Source organism: Methylobacterium sp. UNC300MFChir4.1 (genome assembly GCF_900110155.1).
Taxonomy (GTDB): Bacteria; Pseudomonadota; Alphaproteobacteria; order Rhizobiales; family Beijerinckiaceae; genus Methylobacterium.
On the sequence record NZ_FOCS01000015.1, the window covers coordinates 1 to 26787 of the forward strand.

Below are 26787 nucleotides of genomic sequence, written 5' to 3' on the forward strand. Positions count from 1 at the left end.
CTCCGCGACCGCCGCCCGCGCGAGACCGGCCGAGCCGTCGACCTGCCGGCCGATCTCCTGCACGGAGGCGCCGAGTTCCTCGGCCGCCGCCGCCACGGTGCCGACGTTGCTGGCCGCCTCCTCGGCCGCGGCCGCGACGGTGGTCGACTGCCCCGCGGTCTCGGCCGCGGTCTCCGTCATGCCGCGGGCCGTGGCCTGCAGGCCGGCCGCCGCGGTCGAGACCTGCGCGACGATCCCGCCGACGGCGTCGGCGAAGCGGTCGGCGACCTGCCGCATCGCGAGGCCGCGCTGACGCTCCGCGTCCTGCCGCGCCGCCTCGGCCTCGGCCTCCAGCTGCCGGGTGCGGATCAGGTTGTCCTTGAACACCTGCACGGCGCGGGCCATGGCGCCGATCTCGTTGCGCCGCCGGAGGCCCGGGACGGCAACGGCGGAATCCCCGGCCGCGAGGGCCTCCATGGCCGCGGTGATCCGCCGGATCGGCCGGAGCACGCCGCGGAACAGGGCGAGCAGCCCGAGGGCGACGAGCAGCAGGGTCGCGACCAGGGCCGCCCCGTCGCGCCACAGGGTGCTCCGCGCCGCGCCGGACAGGGCCTCGGCCCGCGCGACCATCTCGTCGAGGCAGACGAAGGCGAGGTCGACGAGGGTCACCTGTTCGGGCGTGTCGAGCTTGCGCGCCTGGGCGAGCGTCAGGCCCGGCGGCGCGCCGCGAGCCAGGGCCTGCGCCAAGGCGCGCCGGCGGGCGAGGGGGGCGCCCTCGAAATTGTTCTCCCGGGCTCGCCGGAACGCGGCCTGGGCCGCCCCGGACGCCTCGGCCGCGGCCTCGACCGCCGCGTTCCAGGCCGCGTCGAGCCGTCCCCGCTCCTCGGCGGCCGCGACGGTCTCGTCCAGCGATCAGGACGCCCCGGCCGCCAGGGATGTCTGCACGCGCAGCGCGACGGCGCCGTTGGCCATGCGCGTCGCCCACGCCGCCCGCTTCAGGGCAAGGTCGCGCCGGAGGAGCCCGTCGGACAGCGGGATCGCGGCGTCCACGGCGTCGCTCGTGGCGATCAGGGCATCGAGCATGGCCTGGAGGGCGGCCCTGGCCTCCGCCCCGTCGCGACGCGCGCCCGGCACGTCCAGGGCGGCGTCGACCCGCGGCCGGAGGCGATCGAGGCGGCCGCTCGCCTCGTGCAGCCGGCCGAGGGTCGCCGCCACGGCGGGCATTTCCAAACCGTCGAGGAGCGGCTGGGCCGCGGCGAGCCCCGCGATGGCCCGCTGCCGGTCGGCGTAGAGCGACGCGCGGGTCTCGGCCTCGACGGGCTCGGCGGCGGCGAGGAACTGCAGCGTCGCGCCCCGCTCGAACCGGGTCACGTTCAGCGTCTGGAGGAGGGCGCGGCTCGCCCGCACCAGCGCGATGACCCGCTCGGCCTCGGCGGCGTGCTGACGCGCCTCCCGCACGGTGCCCGTCGCGAAGCCGAGCATGATCGTGGCCATGACGACGAGGACGAGGCTCATGGTCGTCCGGATGGACAGGTCCCGTACGCGCATCGTGCCTCGGCTCCGGTCGCCCGATCGGCCGGGCATACCAGATCATAGCAAGTTTTTCCCCGCACAGCCGGGAGAATGCGGGCGGACTCATTCACAGAACTGTCTTAAAATTTCCCCTTCCGAATTATTTATCTGCAAAACGACCGGATAATGGTCGGGCACGAGCGCAGATATTCTCAGTCACCAATCGATCGGACGCGGATTTTTTGCGGAAACACTTTTATCTTCCCTGTGCGCAACGACACTCACGCTCGGAACGGCGCGCCGTCCGAGGGGTCTCGCGTCCCTCTCGGGGACGCCGCGTCAGCCGGCCAGAAGCGCGGCGAAATGGGCGACGAGCCGCCGGGCGACCTCGTCCTTGCCGAGGCGCGGCCAGGTCTCCACGGCGCCGTCCCGCCGGATCAGGTGCACCGTGTTGTCGACGCCGCCCATGACGCCGCCCTCGGCCGACACGTCGTTGGCCACGATGAGGTCGCAGCCCTTCCGGGCGATCTTCGCCCGGGCGTGCTCGACCACCGTGTCGGTCTCGGCCGCGAACCCGACCACGAGGGGCGGGCGCCCGGCCGGCCGGCGCGCGATCGTGGCGAGGATGTCGGGGTTCTCGACCAGCGGCATCGGCGCCGGCCCGGTTCCGTCCTTCTTGATCTTCTTGCTGCCCGCCTCCTGCTCCGGGCGCCAGTCGGCGACCGCGGCGGCGAAGACCGCGATGTCGGCCGGCAGCGCTTCCTCGACGGCGGCCAGCATCTGCCGGGCGGTCTCGACCCGCACGACGGCGACGCCCGGCGGGTCGGGGAGCGCCACCGGCCCGGAGACCAGGGTCACGGCGGCGCCGGCCGCGGCGGCGGCGGCCGCGATGGCGTGGCCCTGGCGGCCCGATGAGCGGTTGGCGATGTAGCGGACGGGGTCGATCGGCTCGTGGGTGGGGCCCGAGGTCACGAGCACGCGCCGGCCGGCCAAGGGCCTGTCCCCGCTCGGGGTGCCGAGCATCCGCTCCAGCGCGTCGGCGATCTCGTTGGGCTCGGCCATCCGGCCGGGTCCGGATTCGGGCTCGGCCATCCGGCCGGCATTCGGCCCGACGATCCGGACGCCGTCGCCCTCCAGGACCGCGCGGTTCCGGCGGGTGGCGGGGTGCGCCCACATCTGGACGTTCATGGCCGGCGCGATCAGGATCGGAAGGGTCGTGGCCAGCAGGACCGTGGTCGCGAGGTCGGCCGCGTGACCGCCGGCCATGCGGGCCATCAGGTTGGCGGTCGCGGGCGCCACCACCACGGCATCCGCCTGACGGGCGAGCTTGATGTGGCCGATCTCGGCCTCGGAGGCGCGGTCGAACAGGTCGGTATGCGCCCGCTCACCGGCGAGCGCGGCCGCCGCCAGCGGCGTCACGAATTCCTGCGCCCCCGCGGTCAGCACCGGGCAGACGCTGGCGCCCCGCTCGCGCAGCCGCCGGATCAGGTCGAGGGCCTTGTAGGCCGCGATGCCGCCGCCGATGACGAGGAGGACGCGGCGATGGGCGAGGGTCTCGGTCATGCCGCCGACCCTCTGCGCGCCGGCGCGCGCGCGTCAAGCCGCCTCAGGCGGCGGCCGGGACGGCGGGCGCCTTCAGGCCGCCGAACCGGCGCTCCCGGCGGCCGAAATCGGCCACGGCCTCGGCGAGGTCGTCGGGCCCGAAATCGGGCCACATCCGCTCGGTGAAGAGCAGCTCGGCGTAGGCCGCCTCCCACAGCATGAAGTCGGAGAGGCGGCGCTCGCCACCGGTGCGGATCAGCAGGTCGACATCCACCGGCGAGCCGTGCATCGGACCGGCCACCAGCTTGCCGAAGCTCTCGCGCGTCGGCTCCTCGCCGGCGAGGCGCTGCGCCGCCGCGATGATCGCGTCGCGGGCCGAGTAGTCGACGCAGATCCGCAGATGCAGCCGGGTCCCCGCCGCCGTGGCGGCCTCGGCGGCCGCGATCGCCTGGGGGATGCCGTCGGGCAGACGGTCGCGCCGACCGACGACGCTGAGACGGGTGCCGGTGCGGGCGAGGCGCTGGGTCTCGTTGCGCAGGTACGAGCGCAGGAGCCGCATCAGGCCGCCGACTTCCTCGGCCGGCCGCTGCCAGTTGTCCGCCGAGAAGGCGTACAGCGTGAGCGTGCCGATGCCGTGATCCGGGCACGCCTCGGCGGTGCGGCGGATCGCCTCGACGCCCCGGTGGTGCCCGGCCAGCCGCGGCAGGCCGCGCTGCGTCGCCCAGCGCCCGTTGCCGTCCATGATGATCGCGGCGTGCAGGGCTCCCGGCACCGCTTCGCTTTGCATCGTAAAGTCTCCCGGCATGGGCGTGGCGTAGAGGTCTATCGAAACGGGATTAACATTCCCGGCGGGACGGGCGGTCTCACGCCGTTTTCGTGGCCGGATCGAGGCCGCGGACACCGGATTCGGGGCCGCGCTCGGCCGCCTCCGCGGCGTCGCGCACCACCTGCTCCAGCACGCCGAGATAGCCGATGAAGCGCCGACGCCCGACCGCCGTGAGGCGGCAGATCGTCTGCGACCGGTTCTGCGCGAAGCGCTTCTCGAGGCTCACCAGATCCGCCTCGCTCAGAACGGCCAGGTGGCGGCTGAGATTGCCGTCGGTGAGCCCGCACAGCCGCTTGAGATCCGGGAAGGGCAGCCCCTTCGGGTGCGCCACCAGGGAGGTCAGCACGCTCAGGCGCGCCCGCTCGTGGATGATCCTGTCGAGCCCCTCGTAGGAGAAGCGCCCCTCGGAACGGTCAGCGGTCGTCATCGAAGGCCCGGGCCCCGTGATGGATGATCCCGGCCAGCCACGCCTGGCCGAACAGGAAGGGCAGGCCCATCGTCCAGGGCGACAGGGCCCGCGTCTCGGCCGAGACCGCCAGGACGGCGAGGCCGGCGAGCAGGTACCAGGCCCCGACGCCCTGGACCGCCCGGGGCAGGATCCGCGCCGAGGCGAAGAGGCCGAGGCCGACCAGAACCTGCCAGAGACCCGGCAGCATCCAGACCTCGCCGGGCGCGAAGCGGGCGATGACCAGGGCGAGGCAGGCCCCCGCGCCCGCGGCCGGCAGGAACACCTCGATGGCGTTCCACACCATCGCGTCGGCGAGGCCGGAATGCAGGCGCCGGCTGCGCCGGACCGCCTCGACGCCGATCATCGCGAAGGCCGCGAGGGCCGCCGCGATCCAGAGGCCGAAGAACAGGCCCGGCCGCGCCGCGGGATCGCCGAGCCACAGCGCCTGCCCCGCCGCGCAGGCGAGCGCGAGGCCGCCGGTGCCGGCGACCGTCGCCGCGCCCAAGCCGCGGAACGCCGTGTCGCGGGCGATCTGCGAGCGGATGGCCACGATGTCGGCCAGCGCCTTGTCCAGGTCCTGCATGTGCCTCAAGCCCCCGGCCGCAGCATGCCGCACACCCCACTTTGCACCGCAAAGTATCGACGGGGTCGGCCCACCGCAAGCCGATTTCCGCGCGCGCATGCCGATCTTCTCAGCATCCGGGACCGCGGTCGAGTTCGCCCCCGGGTGAATTCTACCTATCGGTTGTATTCGCCACACCGTCTTTAGTGGAACGCCACGGCGCTCCGCGGCCGGTCCTCGGCATGGCCGGCGGCGGACGAAAGCCGTCAAACCGCACCCGCGCAGGGTTTCTCGGAGCGCGATCCGGGCCCATATTGTTCTCATGCCCGCACCGAAGAAACCGCGCGCCGCCTCCGTGACGGCCACGTCCGCCAAGGCGTCGAAGCCCGAGCTGAAGCCCCTGGACACCTATCTGGCGGAGCTTCTTAACCCGGCGCTCAACCGGAACCGTCCGGCCACCGTCGAGCCGCCCCCCGAGGCGCCGGCACGGCCGGGCCGCAAGGCGGGGGGCAGGAAGGGCAATCCGAAGGACGGGGTGCCCGCGGCCGCCACCCGGAGGGCTGAGATCGCCCGCGACGGCTTCGCGGAGGCCCCCCAGGCCGGCTACGCGCTCGGCGACGCGGCCGATGTCGACCCGCGCCTGGCGCAGGCGCTCGGCCTGACGCCGCCCGAGGACGGCCCCGCGCCGGAGGGCGCCGATCTGCCGGATCCCGGCGGCGACGGCGGCGCCTCGGCGACGGTGAGCGCGCTCGAGCGGCTGCTCACCGAGGGCAACCCGCTGTTCAAGGACGGCAAGACCTGGACGCCCCACCGGCCGGAGCGGCCGCAGAAATCCGAGGGCGGCGTCCGGTTCACGCTCAAGTCGGAGTTCACGCCGGCCGGCGACCAGCCCCGGGCGATCGCCGAGCTCGTCGGCGGCGTGCAGGCGCTGGAGCGCGACCAGGTGCTGCTCGGCGTCACTGGCTCGGGCAAGACCTTCACGATGGCCAAGATCATCGAGGAGACGCAGCGCCCGGCGCTGATCCTCGCGCCCAACAAGACGCTGGCCGCGCAGCTCTACGGGGAGTTCAAGGCGTTCTTCCCCGACAACGCGGTCGAGTACTTCGTCTCCTACTACGACTACTACCAGCCCGAGGCCTATGTCCCGCGCTCCGACACGTTCATCGAGAAGGAGTCCTCGATCAACGAGCAGATCGACCGGATGCGCCACGCCGCCACCCGCGCCCTGCTGGAGCGGGACGACGTGATCATCGTCGCCTCGGTCTCGTGCATCTACGGCATCGGCTCGGTCGAGACCTACACGGCGATGTCGTTCACGGTCTCGCTCGGGGAGCGGATCGAGCAGCGCCAGCTGATCGCCGACCTCGTGGCCCTGCAGTACAAGCGCATCCAGTCCGACTTCGCCCGCGGCACCTTCCGGGTGCGCGGCGATTCGATCGAGCTTTGGCCGGCCCACTTGGAAGACCGCGGTTGGCGGATCGGCCTGTTCGGCGACGAGGTCGAGAGCATCGTCGAGTTCGACCCGCTCACCGGCAAGACCATCTCCGAGCTGAAGTTCGTGAAGGTCTACGCCAACTCCCACTACGTGACGCCGCGCCCGACGCTGCAGCAGGCGATCAAGGGCATCAAGCACGAGCTGAAGGGCCGGATCGAGGAACTCACCAAGATGGGCCGCCTCATCGAGGCGCAGCGCATCGACCAGCGCTGCACCTTCGATATCGAGATGATCGAGGCGACCGGCGCCTGCAACGGCATCGAGAACTACTCTCGCTACCTCACCGGGCGAAAGCCGGGCGAGCCGCCGCCGACCCTGTTCGAGTACCTGCCCGACAACGCCCTGGTCTTCACCGACGAGAGCCATGTCACCGTGCCGCAGATCGGTGGCATGTACCGGGGCGACTTCCGTCGCAAGGCGACGCTTGCCGAATACGGCTTCCGGCTGCCCTCCTGCCTGGACAACCGCCCGCTCCGGTTCGAGGAGTGGGACGCCATGCGGCCGATGACGGTCCACGTCTCGGCCACACCGGGCAAGTGGGAGATGGAGCAGACCGGCGGCGTCTTCGCCGAGCAGGTGATCCGCCCGACCGGCCTCGTCGACCCGGTGATCGAGATCCGCCCCGCCCGCAGCCAGGTCGACGACCTGCTGGGCGAGGTCCGGGAAGTCGCGCAGGCCGGCTACCGGACGCTCGTGACCACGCTGACCAAGCGCATGGCGGAGGATCTGACCGAATACCTCCACGAGAACAGCGTCCGGGTGCGCTACATGCACTCCGACATCGACACGCTGGAGCGAATCGAGATCATCCGCGACCTGCGGCTCGGCGCCTTCGACGTGCTGATCGGCATCAACCTGCTGCGCGAGGGCCTCGACATCCCGGAATGCGCCCTGGTGGCGATCCTCGACGCCGACAAGGAGGGCTTCCTCCGGTCGGAGACCTCGCTGATCCAGACCATCGGCCGCGCCGCCCGCAACGCCGACGCGCGCTGCATCCTGTACGCCGACAACATCACCGGCTCGATGGAGCGGGCGATGGCCGAGACCGAGCGCCGCCGCGCCAAGCAGCTCGCCTACAACGCCGAACACGGGATCACGCCGCAGAGCGTGAAGCGCGGCATCGCCGACATCCTGAGCAGCGTGTTCGAGCGCGACCACGTCCAGGTCGATACCGGGCTGGCCAAGGACGCGATCACGGTCGGCCACAACCTCAAGGCCGTGATGGCTGACTTGGAGAAGCGGATGCGGGCAGCGGCCGCAGACCTCGATTTCGAGGAGGCGGCGCGGCTGCGCGACGAGCTCAAGCGGCTTCAGGCGACCGAGCTGCTGGTCTCGGATGACCCGATGGCGCGGCAGAGCGACGTGGAGCGGGAGGCCGGCAAGTTCGGCCGGAAGCCGCCGCGCGGGGGCAGCCGCATCGCCAGACCCGACCTCGACAATATGGGCCCGGGGACGGACCGGGAGCTGCCGGTGGGCGGCCTCGCGCCGGTCTGGCAGGAGCGGCCGAAGCCGCGCTCGACGCAGGGGCTCGGCGGTCAGAAGCCAAAGTACAAGGGCGGCGGTGGGCGACGGCGGGGCTGACCCGGCCGCCGGGACCTCAGGCGGCCTCGCTGCCGCGGCCGAGGCCGTGTCCCGACCCGGCCTCGCCGGCATCGACGATGGCCTGCGCGATCCGGACCACGAGGACGTGGCAGGCCTCGTCGTAGGCGTGGGAATCCGCGCGGACCGCCGCCTCGACGACGGTCCCCGCCTGCTCGCGCACGATCTCGCGGGCGGTGCGCAGCGCGTCGGCGTAGGGCTCAAACGGTCGGGGCATCGTCGCGCTCCGGAGACGCCGGGCCTGGCCCGGATAGGCGGCTGGAACGAGCCGGGCGACGAAACTGTTCCCCCGGCCGCTGGACGTCGATGCCGCAGCGGCCCAGATCAGCCGCGATGAGTGACGAGCACGCGATGGCCTCAGAGACGAACCCGCCCCCGACCCTCGACGACGAGACCCTGGCCTTCGCGGGCCGGGTCTTTCAGCACGCCCGGATGGGTCACGCCGAGGAGCTCGCCGACCTGTTCGGGCAGGGGCTGCCGGCGAACCTGCGCAACGACAAGGGCGACAGCCTGCTGATGCTCGCCGCCTATAACGGTCAGGCGGAGGCCGCCCGGGTGATCCTGGAGGCCGGCGGCGACCCGGAACTCGCCAACGACCGCGGCCAGACGCCGCTCGCCGGGGCGGCCTTCAAGAACGACCTCGCCGTCGCGCAGCTCCTGCTCCGGCACGGGGCCGCGGTGGACGGGACCGGCGACGGCACCCGCACGGCGCTGATGACCGCCGCCATGTTCGACCGCACCGAGATGGTCGACCTGCTCCTGCAGCACGGCGCCGACCCGGATCGCCGCGACACCTCCGGCCAGAGCGCCGCCGACATGGCCCGGGCGATGGGCGCCCAGGCGACGCCGGCGCAGCTCGACGGGGCGCCCCGGCGGCAGGCGTGAGGGCCAGACTCGAGACCAGACCTGTTCGGGCGCGACGGGCGCCGCACACGGGAGCACAGCTTTGTCGCGATGGATCGGGGCCGCCCTGCTGGCCTGCCTTGCAGGACCCGCGTCCCTCGGTTCGGCCTCGGCCGCCGAGACGCCCTGGCCGGCCTTCGGACACGACCCGAGCAACCGCAACTTCTCCGAGCTGACCCAGATCAACCGCGACACGGTCGGCCGGCTGCGTCCCGCCTGGATCTTCCAGACCGGGGTCACCGGCTACTTCCAGGCCCAGCCGGTGATGGTGGACGGCACCCTCTACGTCTCCACGACGCAGAACAACGTCGCCGCCCTCGACGCGAAGACCGGCAAGCCGCTCTGGACCTACACCCACAAGCCGCGCACCGAGAAGATCTTCGGCCCGCCCTCCAACCGCGGGGTCGCGGTGTCGGGGGGCCTCGTCTTCGAGGCGACCATGGACGGGCAGCTGATCGCCCTGGACGCCAGGACCGGCCGGATCGTCTGGGAGAAGGAGGCGGTGCGCCCGGAGGAGGGCGAGACCGAGACCGCCTCGGGCCTCGCCGCGACCCTCGGCGGCAAGCCCGTCCAGGGTTCGAGCCGCCTCGGCTTCAAGATGCCGCCGCTCGTCGCCGACGGGCTCGTCATCGTCGGCGTCACCGGCGCCGGCTACGGCCTCCACATCGAGGACGAGGCGGGCGGCCTCGACGGCGGCTCGGTGGTCGGCATCGAGGGCGGATACGGGCGGCGCGGCTGGCTCGCGGCCTACGACGCGAGGACCGGCGAGGAACGATGGCGCTGGTACGTGACGCCCTCGGAGGGCTGGGAGGGCGGCTTCGTGGAGAAGACCGCCGACGGCACGCCGCTCCACCGCGACATCGCCGCCGAGAAGGCGGCGGCCCCCGCCAACCGCGATGCCTGGCGGGTGGGCGGCGGCTCCCTCTGGATGACGCCCGCCTACGACCCCGATCTCGGCCTGATCTTCCTCGGCACCGGCAATCCGGCGCCGCAGAATTTCGGCCTGTCGCGCCCGGGGGACAATCTCTACACGATGTGCCTCGTCGCCCTCGACGTGAAGACCGGGAAGCTGCGCTGGTACTACCAGCAGGTGCCGCACGACGAGTGGGGCTACGACGTCGCCGCGCCGCCCTTCCTGCTGGACATGCCGGGCGGCGCCAGGGCGGTGGCCTCGGCGAGCAAGACCGGCTGGATCTACGTCCACGACCGCGCCACGGGGAAGCTGCTCGCGCGCTCGGCCCCGCTGATCGAGCAGAAGAACCTGTTCGCGCCGCCGACCCCGCAGGGCACCGTGGTGGCGCCCGGCCCGCTCGGCGCGGTCTCGTGGCCGCCCACCGCCTATGACGGGACGCGCGCCTACGTGCAGGTCCGCCACGGGGCGACGACCTACACGGTGAAGACCGTGCCGGCCGCCGCGGGGCGTCCGGAGATCCGCTACACGGAGACCGGGGAGGCCAGGGGCGAGCCGTCCTTCAGCACGCTCACGGCCGTCGATCTCGCGGACGGCGGCCAAATCGCGTGGTCGGTGCGCGGCGCGAGCCGCCTCTCCGGGGGCACCCTGGCGACCGCCGGCGGGCTCGTCTTCTCGGGCGAGGAGGACGGCCATCTCGACGCCCACGACGCGCGGGACGGCCGGATTCTCTGGCGCTTCCAGTGCGGGGCCGGCATCAGCGGGCCGGCGATGACCTACGCGCTGGACGGCAAGCAGTACGTCGCGGTGGCGGCGGGTGGCGCCTCGTTCACCAGGGCGTCGGGCTTCGGCACCGGCGACGCGCTGCTGGTCTTCGCACTGCCCGATTGACCGCGGCCGGCCCACAGCGCGGACGGATGTCGCGGCGCGCCGGACTCTCGACGCTGCGGCGGGACGGGACGCCCCGGCGCGGCCCCTTGGCTAGTGGGCCACGAAGAGGGACAGCGCGCACAGGGCACTCGCGCCCAGTGCGAACGTCACGTCGGTCCAAGCGAAACGAGCCCTGCCAGGCATGCAGAATCTCCGCGCGAATACAGACCAACAAGTTCCCGTACAAGTTGTTGCCGTCCGCTACCAGACAGAAGCCTCGCGGACGGTGGCCGGAGACGTTCGAGGAGGCAGGCCGGGACGGGTACGCTCACGACGCGCGGCCTTCCGCGGCCGGCGCGTGATGTCCGGGCGCCCGGGGCGCTTCAGCCCGCCGCGACGGCGTAGCGGGTGCGCAGGCGCAGGCCGAACACTGCCATCATGAACATGCAGCAGGTGGCGTTGTTGCCGTTGTAGAGCACCGTCTCGAAGGAGGCCGAGACCAGCCCGAGGAACCACAGCCTCAGGAACAGCATGGTCTCCGCGTCGAGGCGCGTCCCGCCGGCCACGCGCTGAAGGTCGCGCACCGGGGCGAGCACGAAGGCCACCACGGTCAGGGCGAAGAACGGCAGGCCGCCGATCAGCGCGGTGTCGAGATAGGCGTTGTGGGCGTGGTCGACGGTGTTGACCCAGGTCAGCGCCTCGGAGCCGGCATACATGGTCCGCTCAGTCATCCAGAAGGCGCCGATCCCCCAGCCGCGCCAGGGCCGGATCGCGATGTTGTCGATGGCGAACTGCCAGATCTCGCTGCGGCCCGTGAAGGTCGCGTCGGTGAGCAGCGAGCCCACCGCCTCCTGGATCGGCGGCGCCAGCACCGAGCCGATCGAGATCAGCGAGAACCCGATCACCGGGCCGAGGAGCAGCAGGTGGCGCAGGAACCCGCCGGTCAGGACCTGGCACAGGCCGGTCACGGCGAGGATCACCGGCAGGAGCAGGATCGCGGTCTTGGAGCCGCTCGCCACCAGGAACCCGGCCGCCAGGAGCACGATCGCCCAGCCGAGGACGCGGCTCGCCACCCTGGCGACGTAGAGGCCCACGATCACCAGGATCACCATGGCGGCACCGGCCTCGTTCTTCTGCGGGAAGATCCCGCGCCAGAGGCCCGGGTGGCTCGGATCGGAATTGACGTCGAAGGCCGAGTGGATCGCGAGGTTCGGCACGAAGGCGACCGCGAGGTAGGAGGCGAGCACGATGACCAGGGCGGACCCGGCCATGGTCAGCGCCAGCTGGCGGGGCGAGCGGGCCACGATCAGCACGCCCGCCGAGAGCATCGCCGCGATGGCGAAGAGCGCGAGCCGCCGCAGCGACAGGCTCGGCTCGACGGAGAGCAGCGCCGTCGCCCCGAGCCAGAGGGCGCAGAGCACGAGGGGGCGGGTCACCAGGGGGCGGAGGTGGCGCACGCCGATCCGGTGGATCGCCGCCGCCATGGCGGCGCCGGCGCTGAGGAACAGGATCTGCGTCAGCAGGCTGCCGTCCTCGGAGGCCGCGAGCATCGACCGGTCGGACAGGTCCTTCAGCCAGACGTGGTTCCAGAGCAGGACGAAGACGGCCCCGTTCAGGAGCACGCGCAGAACGTCCGGCACGTCGCGGCCCGCGACGCCGCGCTGCCGCCCGTCGGCCGGGATCCCGATCGCCGCGTCCGCAGAAGCCATGCCGTCCCACCGCGAGGCCGCGCCGCGCGGCCAGGACCATTCTAGCGGCCTGCAGGTGCGGGGCGATGGAAAATCAGATGTTGCACCCCGCGATCGCGCGATAACCTTGACGCGATGCCGGCGGGGTCAGCGCCGCATCGTGTACTGCGAGCGGCCGGCGGATTGCCGCATCAGGAAGGACGCCATCTCGGCCAGTTCCGGCGCCTTCGAGCGGAAGGTGACGGACAGCGCCAGCAGCGTGTCCTTGTGGTCGAGGCCCGGGTAGAGCCGCTCCTGGACCGGGACGTGCTCGGCCCGCAGCTTGGCGGCGAGGCTGACCGTGTGCCGCGGCTTCACCACGGTGTCGGCGTCGCCGGTCGCCAGGAAGGCGGGGGGCGAGAGCGGGCCCACGAAGGCGACGGGCTGCGTGGCCTCCGGATCGGGCGCCTTGCCGAACACCTTGACGGTGGTGTCCTGGTCGAACGGCAGGAAGTCGTAGGGGCCGGACAGGCCGGCGACGGCCTTGATCACCTTGGGATCGACCCCGGCGGCGATCACGTAGCGCGGGTCGAGGCCGAGCATCACGGCGTTGTAGGCGCCCGCCGAGTGGCCGGCGAGCACGATGCGGCGCGGGTCGCCGCCGTATCCGGCGATGTTGTCGCGCACCCACGCGATGGCCTCGGCGCCGTCCTCGAGGAAGCCGGGGAACGGCGCCTCCGGGTAGAGCCGGTAATCGGGCAGCACCGTGACGAAGCCCTGCGCCGCGAGGGCGTGCCCGACGAAGGCGTAGTCGTCCTTGGCGCCGCTCTGCCAGGAGCCGCCGTAGAAGAACACCAGGACCGGCGCGTTCTCGGCGCCCGCGGTGGGAACGTAGACGTCGAGCCGCCGCCGCGGACCCTCGCCGAAGGGCTGGTCCTTCGCGGCGAGCCGCCCCCCCGGATCGCGCGGGCCGATCGCGTCGAACAGCGCGAGCGGCGAGGCAGCGGTGAAGCCGAACGCGGCGAGCCCAAGGCAGAGGAGGCTAGCGAGCGCGGTGAGGAGACGTGTCATATCCCATCCGGTTGTCCCGACCGGGCCATACCGCACCGCCCTCGGGGCGGATTGATGACGCTCTCGGGGCGGATCACGAAAAATCAGGTCCGCAGCACGAAGCAGGCGCCGCCGACCTTGCGGATGCGGCCGCACAGGTCGTCGGCCGCCTGCCGGCTCTGAGCCGGGATGCGGATCCGGTAGAAGGCGCGGGTCCCGCGGTTGCGCAGGCGTGTGCCGATGATCATCGGCCGCACCTCGCCGATCACCCCCGCGTAGGCGCTCCGCGCGCGGTTGAAGCTCTGCAGCGCCAGAGCCTTGGAGAAGTTGCCGGCGAGCTGGATGCCCCAGGGGGCGGCCGGCCCCTCGTTGAGGCCGAGGGCGAAGCGGTCGCCGCGCGACGGGACGCGCAGGCTGGCGGTGACCTGCAGGCAGGTCTGCGGCGCTTCCGGCTTGGTCTCCCTCTTGGCCTCCCCCTTGGCCTCCTTCTGGTCCGTCGCGTCCTTCTGACCCTTCGCCTCGGACTTGCTCTCGGACTTGCCGTCGGACTTGGCGGGCGCGCCGCCCTCCGGGAACTCGATCGCCTTGCCGGGGCCGGTCCGCCAGTCGTCCACCGGCTGGCCGGTGATGTTGGCCACGTAGGCCCGCGTCTCGGCGGGCAGGCCGCCGTCGCCGGCGAGCCACTTGCTCACCCGCGCGGCGCCGCCGTTATAGGCCGCGGCGGCGAGGCCCAGATTGCCGAACTGGGTCCTCAGGTCGGCGAGCAGGTGGGCCGCGTGCGGGATCGCCTGCTCGGGATCGAACGGGTCGAGGAGGCCGCGCTCCCGGGCGGTCCCGGGCATGAACTGCGCGACGCCCTGCGCGCCGGCCGGGCTCACCACCCCGACGCGAAAACTGCTCTCGCGCCAGATCAGGCGCGTCAGGAACGGCACCGGCAGGCCGCGGGCCTTGGCCGAGTCGTCGATGAGGCGGCACAGGGCCTGCTCGACGGTCTCGGTCGCCCCCTCGGACGGGGCGGCCGCGGCCGGCTGCGCGCAGGCGAGGGCGAGGAGAAGCGCGCCGAGGCGCAGGGGCGGGGCGGTCACGCCGCGCATGTAGCGACGCGCGGGGTAGGATCAATCCGCACGGCCAACCTTCCTGGGGGAACATCCGGCCCCGGCGCACGAGCGTTGCACCTTTGCACACTGGCGCGACCGGGCCGCGCCGTCGTAGCGTCCCGGGCTCAGAGAGCCGCCTCCGAGGCGGCCCCACGGGAGGAACCGCCGATGTCCGATCCGGCAACCCTGCGCGGCCTGTCCGGCCTGAGCCCCGCGCCGGCCCCGCTCAGGGGCTCGGCGCTCGTGATGATCGACCTGCAACAGACCTACCGGGAGGGCGTGATGCGGCTCGACGGCGTCGAGCCCGCGCTTCGGGAGGCGGCGGCGCTCCTGAGACGGGCCCGCGACGCCGGGATCCCGGTGATCCATGTCCGCCACGATGCCGGGCCGGGCTCGCCCTACGACGTGACCGCCCCGATCGGCCAGATCAGCCCGGAGGTGGCGCCGCAGGGCGACGAGCCGGTGATCACCAAGGCCTATCCGAGCTCCTTCGTGGGCACCGACCTCCAGGCGCGGCTCGAGCAGGCCGGCGTGAAGGACGTCGTCCTGGCGGGCTTCATGACGCATATGTGCGTCAACTCCACCGCCCGGAGCGCCTTCAACCTCGGGTTCCGCCCCACCGTCGTGGCGGCCGCCACGGCGACGCGGGACCTGCCCGGGCCGGACGGCGCCGTGGTGCCGGCCGCCCAGCTCCAGGCCGCGAGCCTCGCCGCCCTCGGCGACCTGTTCGCCGTGGTCGCGCGCGGGCAGGGCGATATCCCCGACTGAGACGGCGGACCGCTCCCGGCACCGGTCGAGGCCGCGCGATCAGGCCTGGAGCCGCCCGATCTCGGCGATCACCGCCCCGAGGCCCGGCCGCCCGTCGGGATCCGGCCCGGTGCAGGCCTGCGCCAGGGCGCGCAGGGAGTCCGGCGGCGCCGCGCATCGGTCGAGCAGCTCGCCGATCAGGATGCCGACGGCGCGGACCTCGACCCGCGCCAGGGCCGCGCCGAGCGGCCCGTCCGGCAGAGCCGAGGCGGCGCCGAAGTCGCTGAGCACGGCCGCGCCGGTCCCGGCATCCCAGAGCGTGTTGTGGGCGTAGACGTCGCCGTGCAGCAGGCCCCGCCCGTGCAGGTGCGCCACCGCCTCGGCCACGGCGCGGGCGATCCGCAGGACCGTGTCGGCGCCGAGGCGCAGGTCCGGGTCGTAGACGTCGCGGCTGCAGCTCGCGAGGCTCGGCGGCCCGGCGAGCGCGCGCCAGTGCGTCGGCAGGAGCCGGAGCAGCAGGCCGCGGGCACCGTCGGGATGGCCCTCGAGCCGGCCGAGCGCGCCCGTGAGGGCCGGGTGCGTCCCGGCGGCGAGGCAGGCCTCCATCTCCCGCTCGGGCAGGCCGTCGCTGGTCATCGCGCCCTTGAACAGCTTCAGGGCCACGTCCTGCCCCCCGGCGGGATCCCGCCACCGCGCCCGGTGGACGCGCCCCGAGGCGCCCTCGCCGAGCAGGTCGCCGACGGCGAGGTCGGCCCACGGCACCGCGGGGGCCGCGACCGGCGCCGTCGCCGGCTCGGCGGGGTTGCCGGCATAGGCGATCCAGGCGAGGCGGGGCAGGCGCGCGAGCCAGGGCGGGATCGCCGCGAGGCGATTGCAGGCGAGCCGGATCAGCTCGAGATCGTCCGCTCCCGACAGGCTGTCGGGCAGCGCCGTGAGCCGGTTGCCCGCCAGCATCAGCTTCTGCAGGCGCGGCCGCTCGCCGAGGGCGGCGGGCAGCTCCGCGATCGCGTTGTCGGTCAGGGTCAGCCAGCGCAGGTCGCGCGGCAGCGACTCCGCCGGGACCTCGCGGATGCCGCAGCCGCGGAAGCCCAGCTGGCTCAGCGCCGGGCAGGCGCCGAGCGCCGGCGGCAGGCGCGGGAACGGGTTGCCGGAGCAGAACAGCACGCGCAGGCGGTGGAGGCGGCCGAGATCGTCCGGCAGGTCGGCGAGGCTGCCCCGGCCGAGATCGAGCACCTCGAGGGTGTCGGCGAGGGCGAAGACCTCGCGCGGCACCTCCGTCAGGCCGTCGGGCAGCCGCAGCTCGCGCGCGCCGCCGAGATCGCCGCGCCGCAGGGCGGCGAGGGTTTCGCGCCGGTCCAAGCCTCAGCCCCGCTTGAAGAAGGCGTCGGCCGCGCCCTGCGCCGCCTGCTTGGCGGCCCGCGCCGCCTCGAGCCGGGCGATCTCGGCGCGCAGGAGCGCGACGCGCTCGTCGAGATCCCCGAGCGAGAGCGTGTCGAGGGGCTGCCCGATCTCGTGGGCAACGGCCTTGCGCGGCCGGTCGTCGTCGTCCCGCACGTCGTGTCCTCCCTACAGGAACGGTGTTCCGGCCCCGTCCCAGGCGAGGCCGAGATGGGCCGCCACGGTGGCGCCGATATCCGCGAAGGTCTCCCGCCGGCCGATCGGCCGGCCGGCCACGCCGGGGCCGAAGGCCAGCACCGGGACCTGCTCGCGGGTGTGGTCGGTCCCGGTCCAGGTCGGATCGTTGCCGTGGTCGGCCGTGATCACCGCGAGGTCGCCCGGCGCCAGCGCCGCCAGGATCTCGGGGATCCGGGCGTCGAACGCCTCCAGCTCCGCGGCGTAGCCCGGCACGTCGCGGCGGTGGCCGTGCTCCGTGTCGAAATCGACGAGGTTGACGAAGATCAGGCCGCCCTCCGGCAGCGTCGCCAGCGCGTCGAGGCCCGCGGTCACGCAGGCCGCGTTCGGGCCCGGCCTGATCTCGCGCCCGGTGGCGCGGTGGGCGAAGATGTCGCCGATCTTGCCGACGCTCACGACCGCGCGGCCGGCCGCCTCGGCGCGGTCGAGCAGCGTGCGCCCGGGCGGGGCGACGGCGAGATCCTTGCGGTTGCCGGTCCGGCGGAAGCCCGCCTCCGGCGAGCCCACGAACGGCCGGGCGATCACCCGGCAGACGCGGTAGGGGTCGCACAGGCGGCGCGCCACCCGGCACAGGTCGTAGAGCCGCTCCAGCCCGAACGCCTCCTCGTGGGCGGCGATCTGGAACACGCTGTCGGCCGAGGTGTAGCAGATCGGCCGGCCGGTCCGGAGATGCTCGGCGCCCAGCGCGTCGATGATCGCGACCCCGGGCGCGTGGCAGTCGCCCAGGATGCCCGGGAGGCCGCCCTCGGCGACGAGCGCGCGGATCAGCTCCGGCGGGAAGGCCGGCCGGGTCTCGGGGAAATGCCCCCAGGGCTCGGTCAGGGGCAGGCCGGCGATCTCCCAGTGGCCGGAGGGCGTGTCCTTGCCGGCGGCCGTCTCCACCGCGTGGCCGTAGGCGCCGCGCGGCGGGCCGGCCGGGGCGAGGTGCGGCGGGATCCGGCCCGAGGCCCCGGCGGCCGCCAGGCCGAGCCCGAGTTCGGCGAGGTGGGGCAGGCGCAGGGGGCCCGCGCGCAGCCCCGCCCGGTCGCCGCGGCCCTCCGCGCAGCGCTCGGCGATGTGCCCCAGCGTGTCGGACCCGGCATCGCCATACGTGTCCGCGTCCGGGGCCCCGCCGATGCCCACGGAATCGAGGACGATGATGAGCGCCCGCGCCACGGTCAGGCGGGCTCCAGCTCGGCGGGGGCGTCGCTCTCGAGGGCGAAGGCGGCCTTGAACAGGGCGCGGGTGTAGGGCGTCTGGGGGTTCGCGAAGATCGTCTCCGCGGCGCCCTCCTCGACCACGCGGCCGTTCTGCATGACGATCACGTAGTTGGCGAGCGCCCGCACCACCTTCAGGTCGTGGCTGATGAACAGGTAGGCGAGGCCGCGCTCGCGCTGGAGGTCGCGCAGCAGGGTCACGATCTGCGCCTGGACCGAGCGGTCGAGGGCCGAGGTCGGCTCGTCGAGGACGACGAAGCGGGGATTGAGCACCATCGCCCGCGCGATGGCGATGCGCTGGCGCTGGCCGCCGGAGAACTCGTGCGGGTAGCGGTCCATGGCGGCCGGATCGAGCCCGACATCGGTGAGCGCCTTGGCGACCACGGCCCGGCGCTCCGCCCGGGAGCGCGCCGTGCCCTGGACCACCAGTCCCTCGGCGACGATGTCGGCCACCGACATCCGCGGCGACAGGGAGCCGTAGGGATCCTGGAAGACGACCTGCATGTCCTTCCGCAGCGGGCGCATCTGCGCCGCGCCGTAGCCGTCGATCGCCTTGCCGAGGAAGACGATCGGGCCTTCCGAGCCCGTGAGCCGCAGGAGGGCGAGGCCGAGGGTTGTCTTGCCCGAGCCGGACTCGCCGACGACGCCGATGGTCTCGCCGGTCCGGACCCGCAGGGAGACGCCGTCCACGGCCCTGACATGGCCGGTGACGCGCCGGAGCAGGCCCGACTTCAGCGGGAACCAGACCTTCAGGGGGCCGGCCTCCAGGAGAGGGGCGGCGTCGGCCGGGACGGGGTTGGCCCGGCCCTTCGGCTCGGAGGCGATCAGGCGGCGCGTGTACGCGTGCTGCGGATCCGCGAAGACCGCCTTGGTGGCGCCGGCCTCCACGATCTTGCCCTTCAGCATCACGCAGACGCGGTCGGCGATCCGCTCGACGATGCCGAGATCGTGGGTGATGAACAGCATCGCCATGCCGAGGCGCTTCTGCAGGTCGGCGAGCAGCGCCAGGATCTGCGCCTGCACGGTCACGTCGAGGGCCGTGGTCGGCTCGTCGGCGACCAGGAGGTCCGGCTCGCAGGCGAGCGCCATGGCGATCATCACGCGCTGGCGCTGGCCTCCGGAGAGCTCGTGCGGGTAGGCACCCATGCGCCGCTCGGCGTCGCGCAGGCCCACGAGTTCCAGAAGCTCCAGGATCCGGCGGCGGGCCGCCTTGCCGGCGAGGCCGCGGTGCAGGCCGAGCACCTCGCCGATCTGCCGCTCGATCGTGTGGAGCGGGTTCAGCGAGGTCATCGGCTCCTGGAACACCATGGTGATGTCGGCGCCGCGCACGTCCCGCATCGCCCGCTCGGGCAGCCGCGCGAGGTCGCGGCCCGCGAACAGGATCCGCCCGTCCTGGCGGGCCGCGGGGTCGAGGAGGCGCAGGATCGCCAGCGCGGTCACCGACTTGCCGGACCCCGATTCGCCCACGAGCGCGACGGTCTCGCCGCGGCGGATGGTGAAGGAGACGCCGTCGACCGCCACGGTCTCGCCCTCCCGCGCGCGGAACGCCACGGAGAGGTCCTCGACGGCGAGGAGCGGCTGGGGATCGGCCTCTGACATGAGCCCCTTATAGCGCGCCCGGCCCCGGACCCTAGCCCGCTCGGACGCCGCACGGGGCGGGCCCGCACGACGCGGCCGGACGGGCCGGCCGGCGGTCCCGGAAGGTCGGCCCTGCGTCCGGCCGGTCCCGGACCTAGCGCAGCGGCGCCCCGGGATCGATCGCCGGCAGCTCGTTCGCCGGAAGCCCCGTTCCCGCCTGGGCCTGCGGTCCGGCCGCGCCGCGGGCGCGGTTGGCGAGGGCGACGGTCAGGCGCTCGGCGGTCTCGGGCTGCATCACCGCCAGGACCTCGGACATCTTGCGGGGGTTCATGGCCAGCACGATGGGGACCAGCACGTCGAGCCCGAGCCGGTCGAAGACCCGGGCGGCGTCCTTGGGCTTCATCGCCTCGTACATCGTGACGATGTTCTTCAGGGCCTGCTTCTCGGCGTCCTCCTTCGCCTTCGCGACGGCGTCGACCTTGTCCTCGGCCTTCTTGAGGTCGCCGAGCCCGGTCTCGAGCTTGCGTTCGGCCTCACCCAGCATCTTCTCGCGCAGCTCGAGCTCGTCGCTCTTCTGACGCAGGGCGTCGCGCCGGGCACCGAGCTTCTCCAGGAGCAGGCGCTCGGTCGGCGAGGCCGAGCTCCCGGCCGCGGGCGGTGCGGACTGGGCCGGGGCCAGGGGAGGGGCCGAAGGCTGCTCGGGCGCGGCTGCCGGCGCCTCCTTGGCGCCCACCGAACCGGTCGTCACCGGATCGAAGGGCTCGAAGCCGGTGCGCGCCCGGGCGACCGCGCGCCCGTATTCCGGCAGCGCCGCGCTCTCCGGCAGGCCGGCCTGCAGCAGGCTGAGCAGCTTGAGCACGAGCAGCCCACCGGCCGCGAGCGCCACGGCGTCGATGAGGCGCAGCCGAAACTGCCGGACGGGCTTCCGGCGCGCGCGCCGCTCGGGCGTCGCGGCGCGGCGTATCCGCTCCTCGGGATCCGGCTTCGGCGGCGGGATCTTCGGGGCCTTGACCCCGGTCACGCGGCGCGCGCCCGGACGCGGGCGAGGGCGCGCTCGCTCATGGCGAGGGCCGCCGCGGCCGCCACGCCGAGGCGCTCCCCGTTCGGGCTGGCGTGCTCCGGCCGGCGCTCGGCCGGGATCTCCGGCGCGCGCGCCGGCTCGGGGACGGCCTGCGGCGCGGGCCTCGGCTCCGGCGCGGGCTCGGGACGGACCGGCACGGCGCGCATCTGCGCCACGATGGCGCCGATGCGGGTGATCACGCCCTCGCCGGCCTCGACCTGCAGCCGCAGCTCGCCGGCGCGGATCGTGGCGGTCTCCAGGCTCGCGTTCAGGGTGCGGTCGCCCTCGTCGATCGCCGCCCGCAGGCCCGCGATGGCCCGCTCGGCCGTGCCGGTCGCCACCATCAGGTCGCCGATGGTCTGGCGGAGGGCGGCCTCGTCGCCCTTCATCTGGCCGATGCGGCGCGAGAGCCGGAGGGACGTGACGATGGTCGCCGCCAGGAGGACGGCGACCAGGATGTCGGCCGCGAGGGTGACGAAGAGACTCATGACCGGACCCTCATCGGCACTAGTTGTCCGAGCGGTTGTTCATCGAGGCCTCGTAGGCCTGGATCGTCGTGCGCGAGCGGCGCAGCGGCCGGGTGACCTGGACGGCGATGTGGCCGTCGACCCGGCCGATCCGCCCCTGCGTCAGCGCCCAGTCGCCGCAGCGCACGGTGATGAGGTCCGAGGGCTTGGCCTCGAACATCAGCGTCTCGCCGACCTTCAGGCTCATGACCTGCTTCAGCGGCAGCATCATCTCGTGCAGCACCGCGTCCATGGTCACGTCGGCCTGCCAGATCTCGGTGGCGAGATGGCCCTCCCAGACGTGGTCGCGGCCGAGCTTCTCGCCCATGAAGCTCTGGGTCAGCAGCTCCCGGATCGGCTCGATCGTCGCGTAGGGGAACAGGATCTGCAGCATGCCGCCGCGCCCGTCGACGTCGAGGCGCAGGCTGATCAGGATCGCGGCGTTGCCCGGCCGCGTGATGGTGGCGAAGCGGGGGTTGGTCTCGATCCGGTCGATGCCGAAGCTCACGGGCGAGAGCGGCTGGAACGACATCTCGAGATCGCCCAGCACGATCTCGACGAGGCGGCGCACCAGCGTCATCTCGATGGCGGTGAAGGGCCGGCCGTCGAGGCGGCTCGACGAGCCGCCGCGCTTGCCGCCGAGCAGCAGGTCGAAGGTCGCGTAGGCGAGGTTCGAGTCGACCGTGACGAGGCCGGAATTCTCCCACTGCTCGGCCCGGAACACGCCCAGCAGCGTCGGCAGCGGGATCGCGTTCAGGTAGTCGCCAAAGCGCACCGAGGTGATGTTGTCGAGGGTCACCTCGACGTTGTCCTGAAACAGGTTGCGCAGGGAGGTCGACAGCAACCGGATCATCCGGTCGAAGACGATCTCCAGCATCGGCAGGCGTTCGTACTGGACGACGCCCGAATCGACGATGGCCTGCACGCCCCCGGCCCCGGAGGCCGAGAGCTCGCGCATGGAGAAGCCGAGGACGCCGTCGATCTCGTCCTGGTTGAGCACCCGGTCGTTGCCGGCGAGTTCGGGGAGGTTGTCGCTCTCCCCGTCCTCGATCATCGTCGCCCATTCGGCGGCGACGTCGCCCGCGTTGCGCGTGGTGCCCTGCTCGGCGAGCGCCGCGCCCCACTCCTCGGCCAGCGACGTGTCGCCGCCCTCGGCCCCCTGCTCCAGGAGGGCTGCCGACCAGTCGTCCTCGGGGAGTTCGTCCTCGGGTTCCATCAGGCGTGCTCGATCGGGGCCCGGCGCGGCGCGGCGCGCGAAGGACGGGGCAGGGTCGCGGGCGCGCTCACTGGACGATCACGTCCTTGAACAGCACCGCGTCGACCTTGGCGGGGTACAGGGCGATGTTGATCCGGCGCAGAAGCTCCTCGCGCAGCCGGAACAGGCCCATCGAGTTGGTGATGTCGCTGGCGCGCAGCTCGCGCATGTAGACCTGCAGCGCGTCCTCGACCCGCGGCATCAGGGGCTTCACCTCCTCCTCGACCTTGGCGTCCTTCAGCTCCAGCGAGATCCGGACCTTCGCGTACTTGGCCTTGTCCTGGGGCAGCTCGGGAGAGAGGTTGAGGAGCATCTCGCGCACGTCGACGAAGACTACGGCCTTCTTGGCGTCCGGACCGGCGCCCTTGGCGTCGCCGTGCCCGCCGCCATGGCCGCCGCCCTGCGCGGCTTCCTTGCCGTCGCCCTGGCCGCCGCCGCGCATCATCAGGAAGGCGCCCGCGCCGCCGCCCGCGATCAGGACCGCGAGGGCCACCATGATCATGAGCTTCTTCTTGCCCTTCGGGGCGCCCTCGGCTTTGGCCTCGCCGTCCTCGGCGGAGGCCTTTTTCGGCGTCTTGGCCATGGAATAATGCTCTCTCGCGGGAGACCGCGCGCCAGGTACACCTGGATATCGGAGCATCACGGTTAACGCGCCGTTAAGGAGGCAATTCCTGCCGGGTCAGGTTTGCCGCGGCGCAGCCCCCGCGCCGCCGCGACACGCGAGCGTCGCTAACCAAGTCCCTGTCACACCGCTAAAATTTGCCACAGACGGGTTTGGCACAGCGGATGCTGAATGGATCGTTGCCGCCTCCGCGGCCCGCGAGTCCCAGAGTCCACGATGCAGAATGCCCTCTTCGTCGGCGTGTCGAGCCAGATGGCGCTCCAGCGGGAGCTGGACGTGATCGCCAACAACATGGCGAACGTCTCGACCACGGGCTTCAAGGCGCGGAACACCCGCTTCGAGGAATACCTGATGCCGGTGGCGAGCGCGGATTCGTTCGCCCGGCCCGACCGGCGCCTGTCCTACGTCATCGACCAGGGCACCAGCCTCGACCTCGGGCAGGGCCCGATCGAGCAGACCGGCAACCCGCTCAACGTGGCGGTCAAGGGCTCGGCCTTCATCGCCGTGCAGTCGCCCCAGGGCGAGCGCTACACCCGGAACGGCGCCTTCGAGCTCGACGCGCAGGGCACGCTCGTCACCAGCGACGGCTACAAGGTCGTGGGCGAGGGCGGCCCGATCAGCATCAACCCGCAGGAGACCGGCCTCGCCATCGGCCCCGACGGCACCGTGTCGACCAACCTCGGCATCCGCGGGCGGATCAAGCTCGTCACCTTCGCCAACCCGCAGCGGCTGACCAACGAGGGGACCAACCTCTACGCCTCGCCGGAGCCCGCCCGCCCCGCCGGGATCGACGGGCGCCTGGAACCCGAGTCGCTGGAGCGCTCCAACGTCCGCCCGGTGATCGAGATGACCCGGCTCATGGACGTGAACCGGACCTACGCCATGGTGTCGAGCATGATCTCGCGCCTCGACGACCTGCGGGGCACGGCGATCCGCCGCCTCGCCGACGTCGCCTGAGGAGGCCTGACCGATGCGCGCCCTCTACTCCGCCGCCACCGGCATGGCGGCCCAGGAACTCAACGTCCAGGTCATCTCCAACAACATCGCGAACCTGCGCACCACCGGCTACAAGCGCCAGCAGGTGCACTTCCAGGATCTACTCTACCAGAACATGCGCCGGGCCGGCGCCTCGACCTCGCAGCAGAACACCCAGCTCCCGGCGGGCCTCAGCCTCGGCTCGGGCGTGAAGACCACCTCGACGGCCCGCGTGATGTCGCAGGGGACGCTGTCCTCGACCGAGAAGGATTACGACGTCGCGATCCGCGGCGACGGGTTCTTCCGGGTGACGCTTCCGGACGGCCGCACCGCCTATTCCCGCGACGGCTCCTTCGACCTCTCGGCCCAGGGCCAGCTCGTCACCCGCGACGGCTACCTGCTCGATCCGGCGATCACCGTGCCGCAGAACGCGACGTCCGTGACGATCAGCGCCACGGGCGTCGTGCAGGCGAACATCCCGGGCCAGACGGCGCCGCAGGCGCTGGGCCAGTTCCAGCTCTCGCGCTTCGTCAACAAGGTCGGCCTCGAGTCGATCGGCGACAACCTGTTCGTCGAGACCGCCGCCTCCGGGCAGGCGATCAGCGGCCTGCCGGGCGCCGACGGCTTCGGCAACCTCCAGCAGAGCTACCTGGAGGAGGCGAACGTGAACGCCGTCACGGAGATCTCGTCCCTGATCGCCGCGCAGCGCGCCTACGAGATGAACTCGAAGGTCGTCACCGCCGCCGACCAGATGCTCTCCACCACCACGCAGATGTTCCGCAGCTAACCGCGCGACCCGCACCCCGCTTCAGGTCCCTGAACATGTATGCCGGCATGCATCCCGACCCGCTCGATCCCGACTTCGGGACCCTCGACCTGCCCCGCATCGCCGCGGGGGCCGGGGACGACATCAGCCCGATCGTGCGGCGCGTCCCGCGGCGGGTGATGCCCCTCGGCGCCGCCGTCATCCTGCGCGCGCTGCTGGCCTTCCTCACCTTCGCGGCCCTCGGCGCCCTGGCGATCCCGGCCATGGCGCGGGCGGAGGGCCTGCGGCTGCGCGGCGACGTCACCGCCCGCGGCGACGTCCTGACGCTCGCCGATCTCGTCGAGGGCGCGCCCGAGCGCCTGGCCACGCGCCCGCTGTTCCGCGCGCCCAGCCTCGGCGCCACCGGGACGATCCAGACCCGCCGCATCCTCGACGCGGCCTCCGCCCTGGGCCTCAGCGGCCTGGAGACCGGCGGCCGGCTGCAGATCGCCGTGCAGCGCGCCGCCCGCCGCCTCGGGCCGCCGGAGATCGAGGCGGCGCTCAAGCGCGGCCTCGAGACCGGCTACGGGCTCAACGCCCAGAACATCGCGGTCCGCCTCGACGGCGACGGGTCGACCCTGCTGGCGCCGCTGGACCTCGAAGGGCAGGCCGCGGCCCTGGACCTGACCTACGATTCGCGGACGCGCCGCGTCGCGGGCCTCGTCACCCTCGGCGAGCGGCAGGTCTCGCTGCGCGTCTCCGGCGTGGTAGTGGAGCTGCGCGAGGTGGCGGTGCTCACCCGGAACCTCAACCGCGGCGAGCCGGTCAGAGAGGGCGACGTCGCCCTGGAGCGGCGCCCGCGCGAATCCGTCGCCCCCGACGCGCAGGGCAGCGTCACGACCATCCTCGGCGAGGTCGCGCAGAACACCCTCACGGCCGGCACCGTGCTGCGAGTCACCGACACGGCCCCGCCCGACCTGGTCGCCCGCGGCGAGAACGTGACCATCGTGTACGAGACGCCGAGCATCAGCCTGTCGATGCGCGGCCTGTCGAACGATTCCGGCCGCATGGGCGCCGTCGTCAACGTCGTCAACGTCGCCTCCAAGAAGGTCCTGCAGGCCACCGTGATCGGCCCCGGCCGGGTCTCGGTGAGCCCCAGCCCCGCGGGCCGGCAGGCCGCCGGCGCCGCCCCCGTCCAGGCGACCGCCTCCCTGCGCTGACCGCCCGCCCCGCACGCGTCGAAGAGTGATAGCCCGATGGCCCGTCGCACCGTCCTGAACCCGCTCGCCGCCGCCCTGATCGCCGGCGCGCTCGGCGCCTGCAACACCGCCGACCGCCTCTCGCAGGTCGGCCTGACCCCGGCGCTGTCGGCGATCGAGGACCCGACCGCGCAGCCGGGCTACAAGCCGGTGCGGATGCCGATGCCGGACGTGCAGCCGGTCTCGTACGCGCCGAACTCGCTGTGGCGCACCGGCTCCCGCGCCTTCTTCAAGGACCAGCGCGCCGCCAAGCTCGGCGACATCCTGACCGTGAAGGTCAAGGTCACCGACCAGGCGAACATCAGCAACGAGACCAAGCGTTCCCGGGCCAACACCGAGAGCTTCGGCCTGCCCAACGCCCTGGGCCTGGAGAACAACGCGGTCGGCAAGTCCTTCGGCGTCGGAAGCACCGCGCTGCTCTCCGCCACCTCGGCCATGGCCAATGACGGGGCCGGCTCGGTCCAGCGCACCGAGTCCGTCCTGACGAACGTCGCCGCGGTGGTGACCCAGGTCCTGCCCAACGGCAACCTCGTGGTCGAGGGCAAGCAGGAGATCCGGGTCAATTTCGAGGTGCGCGAGATGATCGTCGCCGGCGTGGTGCGGCCGGAGGACATCGAGTCCGACAACACCATCGACTCGGCCAAGATCGCCCAGGCGCGCATCGCCTACGGCGGCCGGGGCCAGATCACCGACGTGCAGCAGCCGCGCTACGGCCAGCAGCTCGTCGACATCCTGCTGCCGTTCTGAGGCAC

Annotated in this window: 26 protein-coding genes; 8 read left to right on the top strand and 18 right to left on the bottom strand. The window is 72.9% G+C overall.

Annotated features, from left to right (window positions below; all coding sequences use genetic code 11):
• The 6 genes from BMY19_RS31395 to BMY19_RS19360 all read right to left on the bottom strand — a co-directional run.
• On the bottom strand, nucleotides 1-726 hold a 726-nt coding region (locus BMY19_RS31395), incomplete at its 3' end, for a HAMP domain-containing protein (protein WP_244534960.1).
• Nucleotides 727-891: 165 nt separating this feature from the next.
• A complete protein-coding gene (locus BMY19_RS31400; protein WP_244534961.1) occupies nucleotides 892-1527 on the bottom strand; it encodes a hypothetical protein in 636 nt (211 codons plus the stop codon).
• A 303-nt stretch (nucleotides 1528-1830) separates the two neighbouring features.
• Complete coding sequence (coaBC, locus tag BMY19_RS19345) at nucleotides 1831-3054, bottom strand: bifunctional phosphopantothenoylcysteine decarboxylase/phosphopantothenate--cysteine ligase CoaBC (protein WP_100252648.1); 1224 nt, start codon at nucleotides 3052-3054, stop codon at nucleotides 1831-1833.
• Nucleotides 3055-3097: 43 nt separating this feature from the next.
• Nucleotides 3098-3820, bottom strand: coding sequence for a di-trans,poly-cis-decaprenylcistransferase (locus BMY19_RS19350; protein WP_100252649.1), 723 nt, complete (start codon nucleotides 3818-3820; stop codon nucleotides 3098-3100).
• 76 nt (nucleotides 3821-3896) lie between these two features.
• Complete coding sequence (locus BMY19_RS19355) at nucleotides 3897-4286, bottom strand: transcriptional regulator (RefSeq protein ID WP_020093611.1); 390 nt, start codon at nucleotides 4284-4286, stop codon at nucleotides 3897-3899.
• The gene (locus tag BMY19_RS19360) at nucleotides 4273-4890 is read right to left on the bottom strand and encodes a hypothetical protein (protein WP_020093612.1); all 618 of its coding nucleotides are present in this window, start codon (nucleotides 4888-4890) and stop codon (nucleotides 4273-4275) included. Before BMY19_RS19360 ends, BMY19_RS19355 begins: the two co-directional genes overlap by 14 nt.
• A 301-nt stretch (nucleotides 4891-5191) precedes the next feature.
• Here BMY19_RS19360 and uvrB point away from each other — a divergent pair, with 301 nt between their 5' ends.
• On the top strand, nucleotides 5192-7945 hold the full coding sequence (gene uvrB, locus BMY19_RS19365; RefSeq protein ID WP_100252650.1) for an excinuclease ABC subunit UvrB: 2754 nt from the start codon (nucleotides 5192-5194) through the stop codon (nucleotides 7943-7945).
• 16 nt (nucleotides 7946-7961) lie between these two features.
• Here uvrB and BMY19_RS19370 read toward each other — a convergent pair whose 3' ends face one another.
• Complete coding sequence (locus BMY19_RS19370) at nucleotides 7962-8180, bottom strand: hypothetical protein (RefSeq protein ID WP_042674712.1); 219 nt, start codon at nucleotides 8178-8180, stop codon at nucleotides 7962-7964.
• A 134-nt stretch (nucleotides 8181-8314) separates the two neighbouring features.
• Between BMY19_RS19370 and BMY19_RS19375 the strand changes: the two genes are divergently transcribed.
• Nucleotides 8315-8848 carry an ankyrin repeat domain-containing protein gene (locus tag BMY19_RS19375; RefSeq protein ID WP_100252651.1) on the top strand — a complete coding sequence of 178 codons (534 nt, stop codon included), beginning with the start codon at nucleotides 8315-8317 and terminating at the stop codon, nucleotides 8846-8848.
• A gap of 85 nt (nucleotides 8849-8933) precedes the next feature.
• A complete protein-coding gene (locus BMY19_RS19380; protein ID WP_244534967.1) occupies nucleotides 8934-10667 on the top strand; it encodes a pyrroloquinoline quinone-dependent dehydrogenase in 1734 nt (577 codons plus the stop codon).
• Nucleotides 10668-11029: 362 nt separating this feature from the next.
• Here BMY19_RS19380 and BMY19_RS19385 read toward each other — a convergent pair whose 3' ends face one another.
• The 3 genes from BMY19_RS19385 to BMY19_RS19395 all read right to left on the bottom strand — a co-directional run bounded on the left by BMY19_RS19385 (nucleotide 11030) and on the right by BMY19_RS19395 (nucleotide 14457).
• A complete protein-coding gene (locus BMY19_RS19385; RefSeq protein ID WP_100252653.1) occupies nucleotides 11030-12355 on the bottom strand; it encodes an O-antigen ligase family protein in 1326 nt (441 codons plus the stop codon).
• A 126-nt stretch (nucleotides 12356-12481) separates the two neighbouring features.
• Complete coding sequence (locus BMY19_RS19390; RefSeq protein WP_042674716.1) at nucleotides 12482-13384, bottom strand: alpha/beta hydrolase; 903 nt, start codon at nucleotides 13382-13384, stop codon at nucleotides 12482-12484.
• Nucleotides 13385-13467: 83 nt separating this feature from the next.
• Nucleotides 13468-14457 carry a lytic transglycosylase domain-containing protein gene (locus BMY19_RS19395; protein ID WP_100252654.1) on the bottom strand — a complete coding sequence of 330 codons (990 nt, stop codon included), beginning with the start codon at nucleotides 14455-14457 and terminating at the stop codon, nucleotides 13468-13470.
• Between the two features lie 171 nt (nucleotides 14458-14628).
• Here BMY19_RS19395 and BMY19_RS19400 point away from each other — a divergent pair, with 171 nt between their 5' ends.
• A complete protein-coding gene (locus BMY19_RS19400) occupies nucleotides 14629-15228 on the top strand; it encodes a cysteine hydrolase family protein (RefSeq protein ID WP_100252655.1) in 600 nt (199 codons plus the stop codon).
• 39 nt (nucleotides 15229-15267) lie between these two features.
• Here BMY19_RS19400 and BMY19_RS19405 read toward each other — a convergent pair whose 3' ends face one another.
• The 8 genes from BMY19_RS19405 to fliL form a co-directional block, all read right to left on the bottom strand.
• Entirely contained in the window at nucleotides 15268-16566 is a 1299-nt protein-coding gene (locus BMY19_RS19405) for a leucine-rich repeat-containing protein kinase family protein (RefSeq protein ID WP_100252656.1), read from the bottom strand.
• 3 nt (nucleotides 16567-16569) lie between these two features.
• Nucleotides 16570-16761 carry a DUF1192 domain-containing protein gene (locus BMY19_RS19410; RefSeq protein WP_012317818.1) on the bottom strand — a complete coding sequence of 64 codons (192 nt, stop codon included), beginning with the start codon at nucleotides 16759-16761 and terminating at the stop codon, nucleotides 16570-16572.
• A 12-nt stretch (nucleotides 16762-16773) separates the two neighbouring features.
• Nucleotides 16774-17994 carry a phosphopentomutase gene (locus BMY19_RS19415; RefSeq protein WP_091924921.1) on the bottom strand — a complete coding sequence of 407 codons (1221 nt, stop codon included), beginning with the start codon at nucleotides 17992-17994 and terminating at the stop codon, nucleotides 16774-16776.
• Between the two features lie 2 nt (nucleotides 17995-17996).
• Nucleotides 17997-19634 (bottom strand): ABC transporter ATP-binding protein, encoded by a 1638-nt coding sequence (locus tag BMY19_RS19420; RefSeq protein WP_020093623.1) that lies wholly within the window; start codon nucleotides 19632-19634, stop codon nucleotides 17997-17999.
• Between the two features lie 133 nt (nucleotides 19635-19767).
• On the bottom strand, nucleotides 19768-20634 hold the full coding sequence (locus tag BMY19_RS19425; protein ID WP_244534962.1) for a MotE family protein: 867 nt from the start codon (nucleotides 20632-20634) through the stop codon (nucleotides 19768-19770).
• Complete coding sequence (locus tag BMY19_RS19430; RefSeq protein ID WP_100252657.1) at nucleotides 20631-21161, bottom strand: DUF6468 domain-containing protein; 531 nt, start codon at nucleotides 21159-21161, stop codon at nucleotides 20631-20633. The genes BMY19_RS19425 and BMY19_RS19430 overlap by 4 nt, the downstream gene beginning before the upstream one ends.
• Nucleotides 21162-21180: 19 nt before the next feature.
• Nucleotides 21181-22398 (bottom strand): flagellar motor switch protein FliM, encoded by a 1218-nt coding sequence (gene fliM, locus BMY19_RS19435; RefSeq protein WP_091681367.1) that lies wholly within the window; start codon nucleotides 22396-22398, stop codon nucleotides 21181-21183.
• A gap of 64 nt (nucleotides 22399-22462) precedes the next feature.
• Nucleotides 22463-23017: a flagellar basal body-associated protein FliL gene (fliL, locus tag BMY19_RS19440; protein ID WP_020093627.1), complete on the bottom strand. Its 555-nt coding sequence runs from the start codon at nucleotides 23015-23017 to the stop codon at nucleotides 22463-22465.
• Nucleotides 23018-23272: 255 nt separating this feature from the next.
• Here fliL and flgF point away from each other — a divergent pair, with 255 nt between their 5' ends.
• Genes flgF through flgH form a run of 4 tightly spaced genes read left to right on the top strand, consistent with a single transcriptional unit; the run spans nucleotide 23273 to nucleotide 26782 of the window.
• Nucleotides 23273-24013, top strand: a complete 741-nt coding sequence (gene flgF, locus BMY19_RS19445; RefSeq protein WP_020093628.1) for a flagellar basal-body rod protein FlgF — start codon at nucleotides 23273-23275, stop codon at nucleotides 24011-24013.
• Nucleotides 24014-24026: 13 nt separating this feature from the next.
• Entirely contained in the window at nucleotides 24027-24818 is a 792-nt protein-coding gene (gene flgG, locus BMY19_RS19450) for a flagellar basal-body rod protein FlgG (protein ID WP_020093629.1), read from the top strand.
• A gap of 35 nt (nucleotides 24819-24853) precedes the next feature.
• Nucleotides 24854-25996 (top strand): flagellar basal body P-ring formation chaperone FlgA, encoded by a 1143-nt coding sequence (gene flgA / locus BMY19_RS19455; RefSeq protein ID WP_170863005.1) that lies wholly within the window; start codon nucleotides 24854-24856, stop codon nucleotides 25994-25996.
• 36 nt (nucleotides 25997-26032) lie between these two features.
• On the top strand, nucleotides 26033-26782 hold the full coding sequence (gene flgH, locus BMY19_RS19460; RefSeq protein WP_020093631.1) for a flagellar basal body L-ring protein FlgH: 750 nt from the start codon (nucleotides 26033-26035) through the stop codon (nucleotides 26780-26782).
• Nucleotides 26783-26787 lie beyond the last annotated feature (5 nt).